Origin of the sequence: Flavobacterium fontis, from assembly GCF_900129405.1 — a bacterium.
GTDB lineage: Bacteria > Bacteroidota > Bacteroidia > Flavobacteriales > Flavobacteriaceae > Flavobacterium > Flavobacterium fontis.
On sequence record NZ_FQVQ01000013.1, the window covers coordinates 91,472 to 105,408 of the forward strand.

General features: G+C 41.9%; 4 protein-coding genes. All 4 read left to right on the top strand.

The annotated features are described in order from the left end of the window. Positions 1-233: 233 nt before the first annotated feature. Entirely contained in the window at positions 234-4,046 is a 3,813-nt protein-coding gene (gene rpoB, locus BUC17_RS10915; RefSeq protein ID WP_073364275.1) for a DNA-directed RNA polymerase subunit beta, read from the top strand. Positions 4,047-4,117: 71 nt separating this feature from the next. Further along, positions 4,118-8,419 (top strand): DNA-directed RNA polymerase subunit beta', encoded by a 4,302-nt coding sequence (gene rpoC / locus BUC17_RS10920; protein WP_073364278.1) that lies wholly within the window; start codon positions 4,118-4,120, stop codon positions 8,417-8,419. A gap of 2 nt (positions 8,420-8,421) precedes the next feature. Further along, complete coding sequence (locus BUC17_RS10925) at positions 8,422-8,730, top strand: DUF3467 domain-containing protein (RefSeq protein ID WP_073364281.1); 309 nt, start codon at positions 8,422-8,424, stop codon at positions 8,728-8,730. Positions 8,731-8,913: 183 nt separating this feature from the next. Further along, positions 8,914-13,937, top strand: a 5,024-nt coding sequence (locus tag BUC17_RS10930) for a YDG domain-containing protein (protein ID WP_073364284.1), incomplete at its 3' end; no start/stop codon positions are given.

Consider the following 13,937-nt stretch of genomic DNA (forward strand, 5'->3'; position numbering starts at 1 on the left):
GTAAGCACTCAGCGGCCTAAACCCTTTTTCGTATAATAAATTTATCTTTTTTTGACTGTGCATTTACACATTCAAATTCAATACAAACTATAACCTTTACGAAGAAAGAAATAAACGGTTTTCTTGGTTTATTTTAAAAGATGTAACGGTTATTTTACTCAAGAAAAGTTACAAAATCAACGTGTATTTACACAAAAAAGTACTTTTTTTAAAAATCAAAATTTTGTCCATTGATGATAACTAATCAGACTGAAAGATTGAATTTTGCCTCGACGAAGAACATTCCACAGTATCCCGATTTCTTGGATGTTCAAATTAAGTCGTTCAAAGATTTCTTCCAATTGGAAACGAAATCTGACGAAAGAGGTAACGAAGGGCTCTACAACACCTTCATGGAAAACTTTCCAATCACTGATACCAGAAATCAATTTGTGTTGGAATTCCTCGATTATTTCGTGGATCCACCGCGTTACACCATCCAAGAGTGTATTGAAAGAGGTCTAACCTACAGCGTGCCTCTGAAAGCCCGTTTAAAACTTTACTGTACCGATCCTGAACATGAGGATTTTGAAACGATCGTACAGGATGTGTATTTAGGAACTATCCCTTACATGACCCCTAGTGGTACTTTTGTAATTAACGGCGCTGAGCGTGTAGTTGTATCGCAATTACACCGTTCACCTGGGGTGTTCTTTGGACAATCGTTCCACGCCAACGGAACAAAATTATATTCTGCTCGTGTGATTCCTTTCAAAGGGTCATGGATTGAATTTGCTACCGATATCAACAACGTGATGTATGCCTACATCGATCGTAAAAAGAAATTACCGGTAACTACTTTATTCCGTGCGATTGGATTTGAGCGCGATAAAGATATTTTGGAAATTTTTGACCTCGCAGAAGAAATCAAAGTTTCTAAAACCGGATTGAAAAAGTACGCAGGTCGCAAACTTGCCGCTCGTGTTTTGAACACTTGGCACGAAGACTTCGTAGATGAAGATACCGGTGAAGTAGTGTCTATTGAACGAAACGAAATTATCTTGGATCGTGATACGATTTTGGATAAAGATAATATTGAAGAAATTATCGATGCGAATGTAAAATCGATCTTACTTCACAAAGAGGATAACAACCAAGCGGATTACGCGATTATCCACAATACGTTACAAAAAGACCCCACCAACTCTGAAAAAGAAGCCGTGGAGCATATCTACCGTCAGTTGCGTAATGCTGAACCACCTGATGAAGAAACCGCTCGTGGTATTATCGATAAATTGTTCTTCTCGGATCAACGCTACAACTTAGGTGAAGTAGGTCGTTACCGTATGAACAAAAAATTAAACTTAGATATCCCTATGGAAAAGCAAGTGCTTACCAAAGAGGATATCATCACCATTGTGAAATATTTGATCGAATTGATCAACTCTAAAGCAGAGATTGATGATATCGACCACTTATCTAACCGTCGTGTTCGTACGGTAGGGGAGCAACTTTCACAACAATTTGGTGTAGGTCTTGCGCGTATGGCGAGAACTATTCGCGAGCGTATGAATGTACGTGACAACGAGGTGTTTACCCCAATCGACTTGATCAATGCCAAAACTTTATCTTCTGTAATTAACTCCTTCTTCGGAACCAACCAGTTATCGCAGTTTATGGATCAAACCAATCCATTAGCTGAGATTACACACAAACGTCGTCTTTCTGCCTTAGGTCCTGGTGGTCTTTCAAGAGAGCGCGCTGGTTTCGAGGTTCGTGACGTTCACTATACACACTACGGTCGTTTATGTCCGATTGAAACCCCTGAGGGACCCAACATTGGTTTGATTTCTTCATTGGGAGTTTTCGCCAAAGTGAACGGAATGGGATTCATTGAAACGCCTTATCGCAAAGTAGCCAATGGTAAAGTAGATTTAGTTTCTGAACCTATTTACCTAAGCGCTGAAGAAGAAGAAGGTAAAATGATTGCGCAAGCAAACATTGAAATGGATGATCAAGGTACGATTACAGCTGAAAAAGTTATTGCTCGTGAGGAAGGGGACTTCCCAGTAGTAGAACCAACAGTTGTGCATTATACCGACGTTGCCCCGAACCAAATTGCCTCGATTTCGGCTTCGTTGATTCCGTTCTTGGAACACGATGACGCGAACCGTGCGTTGATGGGATCCAACATGATGCGTCAGGCCGTACCCTTATTACGTCCTGAATCACCAATTGTAGGTACAGGTTTAGAGCGTCAAGTGGCCTCAGATTCTCGTGTATTGATTAATGCAGAAGGCAATGGGGTAGTAGAGTATGTTGATGCCGACAAAATCACAATCAAATACGACCGTACCGAGGAAGAACGTATGGTAAGCTTTGATACCGATGAGAAAACGTATCAATTGATTAAATTTAGAAAAACCAACCAAAGCACTTGTATCAACTTGAAACCGATTGTTCGCAAAGGCGATCGCGTAGTCAAAGGACAAGTACTTTGTGAAGGATATGCGACTCAAGCCGGTGAATTAGCCATCGGACGTAACTTGAAAGTAGCGTTCATGCCTTGGAAAGGGTACAACTTTGAGGATGCGATTGTAATTTCTGAAAAAGTAGTACGTGACGATATCTTTACGTCTATCCATATCGATGATTATTCGTTGGAAGTTCGTGACACCAAATTAGGTAACGAAGAATTAACCAATGATATTCCAAACGTTTCAGAAGAAGCGACTAAAGATTTGGATGAAAACGGGATGATCCGTATCGGTGCTGAAGTAAAACCTGGTGATATTTTAATTGGTAAGATTACGCCAAAAGGGGAATCCGATCCAACACCAGAAGAAAAATTACTTCGCGCGATTTTCGGTGATAAAGCCGGGGATGTGAAAGATGCCTCGTTAAAAGCTTCCCCTTCGTTAAGTGGTGTGGTTTTAGATAAAAAATTATTCGCTCGTGCGGTGAAAGATAAACGTAAGCGCACGAAAGATAAAGACGATTTGACGGCATTAGAAATGGAATTCGAAGTGCGTTTCGTTGAATTGAAAGATAAATTGGTTGAAAAATTATTCGCTATCGTTGACGGGAAAACATCGCAAGGGGTAATGAATGATTTGGGTGAAGAAGTATTGCCAAAAGGGAAGAAGTATACCAAGAAAATGCTTCAAGCTGTGGAAGACTTTGCTCACTTAACCAAAGGACAATGGGTGGCGGATGAAGATACCAACCGTTTGGTAAACGACTTAATCCACAACTATAAAATCAAATTAAACGACCTTCAAGGAGCGTTACGTCGTGAGAAATTCACCATTACCGTAGGTGACGAGTTACCCGCAGGTATCTTGAAATTGGCTAAGGTGTATATCGCGAAGAAACGTAAATTGAAAGTAGGAGATAAGATGGCAGGTCGCCACGGTAACAAAGGTATCGTAGCGCGTATCGTTCGCCAAGAAGATATGCCATTCTTAGAAGATGGAACACCTGTGGATATCGTATTGAATCCGCTAGGGGTACCTTCGCGTATGAACATCGGTCAGATTTATGAAACCGTATTGGGTTGGGCTGGATTGAAATTAGGGAAGAAATTTGCGACCCCAATTTTTGACGGTGCAACGCTAGACCAAATTAATGCATTAACAGATGAAGCAGGTATCCCACGATTCGGTCATACGTATTTGTATGATGGAGGTACAGGAGAGCGTTTCCACCAACCGGCTACGGTAGGGGTAATCTACATGCTGAAATTAGGTCACATGGTAGATGACAAAATGCACGCACGTTCGATCGGTCCATACTCCTTGATTACGCAACAACCGTTAGGAGGTAAAGCTCAGTTCGGAGGTCAGCGTTTTGGAGAGATGGAGGTTTGGGCACTTGAAGCCTACGGGGCATCAAGTACCTTACGTGAAATCTTGACGGTTAAATCGGATGACGTTATTGGTAGAGCTAAAACTTACGAAGCAATCGTTAAGGGTGAAGCAATGCCAGAGCCAGGATTACCTGAATCATTCAATGTATTAATGCATGAATTGAAAGGTCTTGGACTTGACATTCGATTAGAAGAATAATATCAGTACCGGAAAGCCGATGCTGAGAAGGATCGGCTCCGTTAACTGTAACTATTTTAAAAACGACTAAGATGAACAATAGAAATAAAGATAAAAATACCATTAAACGATTTGACAAAATCACAATCGGACTTGCGTCTCCAGAATCGATTTTGGCAGAATCAAGAGGTGAGGTTTTAAAACCTGAAACCATCAATTATCGTACCCACAAACCGGAACGTGACGGGTTATTCTGTGAGCGTATCTTCGGACCCGTAAAGGATTTCGAATGTGCTTGTGGAAAATACAAACGCATCCGTTACAAAGGCATCGTGTGTGACCGATGTGGGGTAGAGGTGACCGAGAAAAAAGTACGTCGTGACCGTGTGGGACATATCAATTTAGTAGTGCCTATTGCACACATTTGGTATTTCCGTTCCTTACCAAACAAAATCGGTTATATCCTTGGATTACCTTCCAAAAAATTGGATATGATCATCTACTACGAGCGTTATGTGGTAATTCAAGCCGGTATCGCTAAAAATGTAGATGGCGAACCCTTGCAAAAATTAGATTTCTTAACAGAAGAGGAGTATTTGAATATTTTGGATACCCTACCGATGGAGAACCAATATTTAGACGATTCAGATCCAAATAAATTCATCGCCAAAATGGGTGCCGAATGTATTATGGACTTGTTAGCCCGTACCGATTTGGATGCTTTGTCTTACGAATTGCGTCACTCTGCCAACAATGAAACGTCAAAACAACGTAAAACAGAAGCATTAAAACGTCTTCAAGTAGTGGAGTCTTTCCGTGATTCTAACTTGAACCGTGAGAACCGTCCCGAGTGGATGATCTTGAAAGTGATTCCGGTGATCCCACCAGAATTACGTCCGTTAGTGCCACTAGATGGGGGTCGTTTTGCGACATCCGACTTGAATGACTTGTACCGTCGTGTGATTATCCGTAACAACCGTTTAAAACGTTTGATGGAAATCAAAGCGCCTGAGGTAATCTTACGTAACGAAAAACGTATGTTGCAAGAGGCGGTTGACTCCTTGTTTGATAATACACGTAAAGCTTCTGCCGTGAAGACAGAATCTAATCGTCCTTTGAAATCCCTTTCGGATTCGTTGAAAGGTAAACAAGGTCGTTTCCGTCAAAATTTATTGGGTAAACGTGTGGATTATTCAGCGCGTTCGGTAATTGTCGTGGGACCTGAATTGAAAATGTACGAATGTGGTTTGCCAAAAGATATGGCAGCTGAATTGTACAAACCGTTCGTTATCCGTAAGTTAATTGAGCGCGGAATCGTGAAAACGGTTAAATCGGCGAAGAAAATCATCGATAAAAAAGAACCGGTAGTATGGGATATCCTTGAGAATGTAATCAAAGGTCACCCAGTATTACTAAACCGTGCCCCCACTCTTCACCGTTTGGGTATCCAAGCTTTCCAACCGAAATTAATTGAAGGAAAAGCGATTCAGTTACACCCGTTAACGTGTACGGCGTTTAATGCCGACTTTGACGGGGACCAGATGGCGGTTCACTTGCCGTTAGGACCTGAAGCAATTTTGGAAGCACAATTGTTAATGTTGGCTTCGCACAATATCTTGAACCCAGCTAATGGGGCGCCTATTACCGTTCCTTCTCAGGACATGGTACTTGGATTGTACTATATGACGAAAGAGCGTTTGTCTACTCCTGAGTTACAAATCAAAGGAGAAGGCTTAACATTCTATTCAGCACAAGAAGTAAATATTGCCTTGAATGAAGGACGTTTAGAGTTAAATGCACGCGTTAAAATCAGAACTAAAGATTTCAACGAAAATGGCGAATTGGTGTACAAAATCATCCAAACTACTGCCGGACGTGTATTATTCAATGAAGTAGTACCCGAAGCAGCAGGTTATATCAATGAAGTATTGACGAAAAAGTCATTGCGTGATATCATTGGTAAAATCTTAGCCACTACGAATGTTCCTACTACGGCTGCATTCTTGGATGATATTAAAGATATGGGGTATAAATTTGCCTTCCAAGGTGGTTTATCCTTCTCTTTAGGTGATATTAAAGTACCTGAGAAAAAAGACGAATTGATTGCCGATGCACGTGAGCAAGTGGATGGTATTACCATGAACTATAACATGGGTCTTATCACCAATAACGAGCGTTACAACCAAGTTATTGACGTGTGGACATCTACCAATGCTTTATTGACTGAATTGGCGATGAAGAATATTCGTGAAGACCAACAAGGATTTAACTCAGTATACATGATGTTGGATTCGGGAGCACGTGGTTCGAAAGAGCAGATCCGTCAGTTAACTGGTATGCGTGGTTTGATGGCGAAGCCGAAAAAATCAACAGCAGGTGGTGGAGAGATTATCGAAAACCCGATTCTTTCCAACTTTAAAGAAGGTCTTTCAATTTTGGAATACTTCATTTCTACGCACGGTGCCCGTAAAGGTCTTGCGGATACGGCGTTGAAAACAGCGGATGCAGGTTACTTAACCCGTCGTCTACACGATGTATCACAAGATGTAATTGTGAACTCTGTTGACTGTGGTACCTTACGCGGTATTGAAGTTACAGCCTTGAAGAAAAACGAAGAAGTGGTGGAAACCCTAGGGGAGCGCATCCTAGGACGTGTGACCTTGCAAGATGTAGTTAATCCGTTGACTTCGCAAGTAATCATTGCTGCAGGGGAAGAAATCACCGAAGCTGTAGTGCGTGAAATCGAAGAATCACCGATTGAAAGAGTAGAGGTGCGTTCTCCATTAACGTGCGAGGCTACGAAAGGAATCTGTGCAAAATGTTACGGTAGAAATTTAGCCACTGGTAAAATGACCCAAAAAGGGGAAGCGGTTGGTGTAATTGCAGCGCAGTCGATCGGGGAGCCTGGTACACAGTTGACACTTCGTACGTTCCACGTTGGAGGGGTTGCAGGAGGTGTTTCGGAAGAATCATCGATTGTAGCACGTTTTGGCGGACGTCTTGAAATTGAAGACTTAAAAACCGTTAAAGGGGAAGATACTGAAGGGAATGAAGTTGACATCGTGATCTCACGTTCTACCGAATTAAAATTAGTTGATGCTACCACAGGTATCGTTTTAAATACCCACAATATTCCTTATGGATCGAGTATTTTCGTGAAAGACGGGGATGTCGTTGAAAAAGGAACCACCTTGTGTAAATGGGATCCGTATAACGGGGTAATTGTATCTGAATTTACAGGTAAAATTGCTTATGAAGATTTAGAACAAGGACAAACATTCCAAGTTGAAATCGACGAACAAACGGGATTCCAAGAGAAAGTAATTTCAGAGGGAAGAAACAAGAAATTGATTCCAACCTTATTGATTTATGGAAAAGATGGTGAATTAATTCGTTCGTACAACTTACCGGTAGGGGCACACCTTATGGTTGAGGATGGCGAGAAAATTAAGGCGGGTAAAATCTTAGTCAAGATTCCACGTCGTTCTTCAAAAGCAGGCGATATCACGGGAGGTCTTCCACGTATTACCGAGTTGTTAGAGGCGCGTAATCCTTCAAACCCAGCAGTAGTTTCTGAAATTGATGGAGTTGTTTCATTTGGTAAAATCAAACGCGGTAACCGTGAGATTATCATTGAATCGAAATTTGGAGAAATCCGCAAATACTTAGTGAAATTATCAAGTCAGATTTTAGTTCAAGAAAATGACTTCGTTAAAGCGGGTATGCCATTGTCGGATGGTGCCATTACTCCTGAAGATATTTTACGTATCCAAGGTCCTTCTGCGGTACAACAATACTTGGTGAATGAAATCCAAGAAGTTTACCGTTTACAAGGGGTAAAAATCAACGACAAGCACTTTGAAGTAGTGATTCGTCAAATGATGCGTAAGGTACAAATTGAAGATCCAGGAGATACCTTGTTCTTGGAAGAGCAATTGGTACATACGAGCGATTTCATGATTGAAAACGACAAGTTATACGGTATGAAAGTGGTTGAAGATGCGGGTGATTCCGAAAATCTAAAACCAGGACAAATCGTAAGTCCACGTGAGCTTCGCGATGAGAATTCTGTATTGAAACGCAATGATAAGAACTTAGTAGTAGCGCGTGATGCGGTTATGGCTACAGCTACTCCAGTACTTCAGGGTATTACAAGAGCTTCGTTACAAACCAAGTCGTTCATTTCGGCGGCTTCGTTCCAGGAGACAACCAAAGTATTGAATGAAGCGGCAGTAGCGGGTAAAGTCGATAACCTTGAAGGTTTGAAAGAAAACGTTATTGTAGGACACCGAATTCCAGCTGGTACAGGTATGCGTGATTACGATCATATTATTGTAGGATCGAAAGATGATTACAATGAGTTAATGGCCAACAAAGAAGAATACGTTTACTAGTGATGAGCGAAGAATTGCAACCCGGACAAATCAACATCGAGTTGGATGAGAAAACGGCAGAAGGGATTTACTCCAATTTAGCCATTATTAATCATTCCCCCTCTGAGTTTGTGTTGGATTTTGTGACCATCATGCCTGGTGTGCCAAAATCTAAAGTGAAGTCCAGAATTATTCTGACCCCACAACATGCCAAACGTTTCTTAAATGCCCTGGCCGAAAACATTTACCGTTTTGAAGCCGCTCATGGGGTGATCAAAGAAACCGATGTTCCTCCCGTTCCGCTGAATTTCGGGCCGACAGGACAAGCTTAAAAAATGTAAGAAACTCCGCTAGAAATAGCGGAGTTTTTTATTGAAAAAAACCAAAAACGCCGACTAAAAACCGATTTATCCGACGAACGAAATAAGGGGTTAATGTTAACAAAAAGCTAACATAAAATGGATGTTTTCAGGGTTTTAGTTTTTAATTTTGTGGCAAATATAACATCGTTAATTATGATCAAAAATTTACAAGATTTTAAATTCATTACTTATTTGGTAGTGTTTTTAACTTTTTTCAATTTCAGTTCTGCTCAAGTTACTCTTCCTCATTATGACGGATTAGATTACACTGTGGGCCAAGGTCTTCAAACACAAGCTGGATGGACTTTGTTAAACTCAGGAGACGATTTAGCAATTACCTCTGGTAGCTTAACGTATCCTGGTTTGTTGGGTTCCACTGGGAACAGAGTTTCATTTGCTGGAGCAGGTATTGATGCCGCAAAAGCATTTACTCAACAAACTACGGGTACTGTGTATTTTTCCTTTTTGTTGAATGTGACTTCTCTGGGTTCATTAAATACCACTGGAGGTTATTTTACAGCATTTAATGAAGGCACTGGGACAAATTTTGGTGCTACAGTTTGGTTGCGTTCCGATGGAGCGGGATACGATATTGGTATCAACCCTAGAACCACTGTTGCGAATACAGTTTGGAGTACTGGTACCACTAGTGTGAATACTACGGTTTTGGTTGTTATTGCTTACCAAGTTGTTACAGGTACAGCAAATGATGTTGTGCGTTTGTGGATAAATCCTGTTCCAGGTGCAGCAGAACCTTCTGCTACATTAAGTGCTACGAATACCGGAACAGATTTAACCAATTTGAATAGAATTCTTCTAAGACAAGACGCAGCAACTACTACGCCAAGTGTAGAAATGGATGAGTTTAGAATTGGAACTACTTGGGCAAGTGTTACTCCAGCAGCTGCAGGTACAATTACGGGTGCAGCTACTACTGCTGCATTTACAACAACCTATGGTACAGCTTCTGCCACACAATCGTTTGCAGTTTCGGGCGCTAATTTAACGGCTAATTTGGTGGCTACCGCCCCTGCAGGTTTTGAAGTATCTTCCGATAATATTACTTTTGGTTCTACAGCCACCTTTGCACCAACGGGAGGAAACGCTTCGGGAACGCTTCGTATTCGCTTAAGTGCAACGGCTCCTGTTGCTGGGAATTATAATAGCCAAAATATCATATTGTCTTCAACAGGCGCTACAGCTCAAAATATTACTACTCCTGCTTCAGGAAATGCTGTATCTCCTGCATCGTTGACGATAACGGCCAACAATCAATCCGTAGCTTTTGGTACCCCTGTCGCGACAGTAATTGCAGCGGGTTCGTTTACCCCTTCTGGATTTGTAAATGGTGAGACAGCTTCGGTTATTTCGGGAGCGGCTACTTACACTACAACGTATACCGATACCACACCTGCGGGTACGCCTGGGGTAACCATTACGCCAAATGTGAGTGGTTTGACTGCCGCTAACTATACGTTTTCCGCTGCTGATGGTACGATTAGCATTACATCGTCTCCCGTGCCTTCGATTACCAGTGCTTTGACCGCTTCGGCAACCTATGGAACGTCATTTACGTATCAAATTACAGCCGATAATTCGCCTACCTCATTCAACGCGGTTAACTTGCCTACAGGCTTAACAATTAACACGGTTACGGGTGAAATTAGTGGTACACCTACCGCAGCACCCGGCACCTATTCTGTTGGACTCGTAGCTACAAATGCTGGTGGTAATGGAACCGCTACTTTAAGCTTATCGATTGCTGCCAAAGGATTAACTATTGATGGTATTGCGGCTGTAGATCGCGAATACAATGGATTGACTTCTGTGGCTTTTACTGGAGGAACGTTAAACGGTGTTTTTGGTTCTGATGCGGTTTCATTTACAGGAACTGCTTCTGTAGCTACAAAAACTGCCGCGGCTAACAAGCCCGTTACCTTTGCGCTTACTTTAAATGGCGCACAAGCTGGGAATTATACGTTGACACAACCCACAGGAATTACAGTGTCTATCACAACAAAAACTTTGACGGTTAATGGCGCTACGGCTCAAAATAAAGTTTTTGATGGCAATACCAATGCCGTTATTACTGGAACATTAAATGGCGTGGTGTTGGGCGACACGGTAACCTTCAACGGAACGGGAACTTTTGCATCTTCGGCTATTGGAAATAACATCGCCGTAACGTCTACCGCTACTTTAGGTGGTGTGGATGCGGCCAATTATACGCTTACACAACCTACAGGTTTAACGGCGAATATTACGCCAGCTATAGTACCTTTAGTTCAATGGAATACTTTTGGAAATTCAGGTAATGAGACTACAGAAGATAGCGTTGCTAACAATGTAAATATGCAGTCTTCTACGTTAAATTTTACAGGAAGTACGGTGACTCCAAACGGAAACGGAAATCGTTTTGGTGGTACTTGGGGAACGCAATCAGTACTTACTACCAATCAGTACATTCAATTTACTGTAACTCCTAATGTAGGGTTCACTTTTACACCTACTTCTTTTGTCTTTATTTGGGACCGCTCATCAACTGGGCCTTCAAGTGTTGCTTTACGCTCGTCGGTGGATGGATTTACTTCTGATTTAGGTGTTTTAAATGGACTTACCTCAGGTGGTGCCAGTACAACTACAACACGTACTATCACAATTTCAGGGTTGTCTACAATTTCAACTCCAACTACTTTCCGTATTTATGGGTATAACTCTACTGGAGGTACCGGAGGATTTGATTGTGCGTCAAGTGTAAATAATGTTGTATTAAACGGTTTCACTGAAGTAGCACCTGCTCCATCCATTACTACTGCTGGAACCCCTGCTGCTTTAACTACCGAATATGGAACGGCATCTTCTGAAACTTCATTTACTGTTTCAGCTACGTTCTTGCAAAGTGCGATTACGGTCACTGCTCCAACGGGCTTTGAAGTGTCTGCAACTTCAGGTGCTGGATTTGGCGCTACAGCTACAATCGGTGCTGTAGGCAACATTACTAATGTACCTGTATATGTTCGTTTGGCCGCCAATGCTTCTGTTGCAGGGTCACCTTACAGTGGAAATATTGTTTTGACGAGTACCAACGCAACCCCTGTAAATGTGGCTACAGCTTCTAGTACTGTTACGGCAAAGAATTTAACTATTACGGGTATTGCTATTGCGAATAAAGTTTTTGATGGAAATACCGATGCTACAATCACGGGAACCCCTTCTTTGGTAGGTGTTGTTGCGGGTGATGAAGCGAATGTAATTTTAGGAGGTACGCCTGTGGCTACCTTTACCTCTTCAGCTGTGGGGACTGATATTCCTGTTACAGTTTCAGGATATACTCTTTCGGGAAGTGCTTCTTCAAATTATTCGTTAACGCAACCTACGGGTTTGGTGGCTGATATCACTTCTGAACCTACTCCAGTAATTACGAGTGCATTAACCGCTAATGGAATTTATGGAACAGCTTTCAGTTACACCATTACCGCTTCGAATGCACCCACTTCATTCAATGCATTAAATTTACCAGCAGGTCTTTCTGTGGATACCGTGAGTGGTGTTATTTCTGGAACCATTACTGCAGCTCCTGGCAATTATACCTTCACTTTAGAAGCCATCAATGGTGGAGGGTCAGGGACAGCGTCATTGGTGCTTACCGTTGCTCCAAAAACACTTACGGTGAATGGACTTTCGGTGAATGATAAAGAATATGATGGAAATCTAACGGCTACACCAGTAGGTGGACTTTTAGATGGAATTTTCAGTACGGATGTAGTTTCGTTTTCGGCAACGGCAACCTTTGCTACTAAAGTGGTGGGTGTTGCAAAACCGGTAACCGTTGTCCTTACCTTAAATGGGGCTGATGCGAGTAAGTATGTGGTGACTCCTTTAACTGGATTAACCGCTTCAATTACCGCTAAAAATCTTACGATTACAGGAGCTGCTGCTCAAAACAAACCTTTTGATGGGACTACTGCAGCGATCATTACAGGTACACTTTCTGGTGTTGTTTCTGGGGATAATGTTACTTTGGTGGGTACAGGAGTTTTTGCTTCTGCAGCACAAGGAACAGGTATTCCTGTAACATCAACGGCGACTTTAGCTGGAACAGATGCGGGCAATTATACATTGACGCAACCTGCAGGTTTGAGTGCCAATATTACGCAGCCTGCTATCTTAATGTGGAATACTTTTGGAAATGTTGGAACGGAATCTACTGAGCCAAGTTCGTATAACAACCCCAATGTAGCTGCGGCTTCCATGTCTATTAACGGAATAACATTACCCACAAATAGTAACCGTTTGGGAGGGTCTAACTGGGCCCTAGCTTCACGTGATGCTAATAAGTATTATGAATTTACGGTAACTCCTAACAGTGGCTACCAATTCACACCTTCTTCATTCAACTTTATTTGGGATCGTTCTGGAACAGGACCAAACACGCTTTCTATCCGTTCTTCAATAGACAATTATGCTAGCGATATCGCCGTAATTACAGGGGTTGCTGGAAACTTGTCAAATTTCAACTCCATCAATGTTAGCTCGTTAGCCAATATTCAATCGACAACAACTTTCCGTGTGTATGCTTATGGCGCTACAGGTGCAGCAGGTACCGGAGGTTTTGATACGAGTGCAAATATTAATAATGTTATTTTATTTGGTTCTACAAGTTTAATTACGGGACCTACGTCTTCTGTAATTACTGGAACAACTTCAGTATGTGATGGCGATAGTGCTGTGATTGCGATCAATATCACCGACGGTAGAAGTCCTTTTACGGTAGTCTATACCGATGGAACTACAAACTTTACAGAAACCAATTATGTTTCTGGAACGAATATCGTAGTTTCTCCAACCGCTACAACAACCTATACCTTAGTTTCAGTTACCGATGCTAATGCTTTAGCGGGTACGGGTAATTCGGGTTCAGCAACGATTTCTATTCTTCCCAATCAGCCCTATTATTTAGACGCGGATAATGATGGATTTGGTGCAGGGGCAGTGGTTTTCAACTCTTGTTTCCCGATTGCGGGTTATTCAACCTTTGATACTGATTGTAATGATGCGAATCCTTCCATTCGTCCAGGTGCCGTTGATGTATGTTACGACGGTATCGATAACGACTGTAACGGTAACATCGATAACTTAGGTTTACCTGGAGGTTGTACCCCAATTGTGAGTACAAT

Bases quoted from the DNA above. Each gene is read 5' to 3' on its own strand.
- BUC17_RS10925 (WP_073364281.1), top strand. From the start codon at position 8,422: ATGAGCGAAGAATTGCAACCCGGACAAATCAACATCGAGTTGGATGAG.
- rpoB (WP_073364275.1), top strand. From the start codon at position 234: ATGATAACTAATCAGACTGAAAGATTGAATTTTGCCTCGACGAAGAAC.
- rpoC (WP_073364278.1), top strand. From the start codon at position 4,118: ATGAACAATAGAAATAAAGATAAAAATACCATTAAACGATTTGACAAA.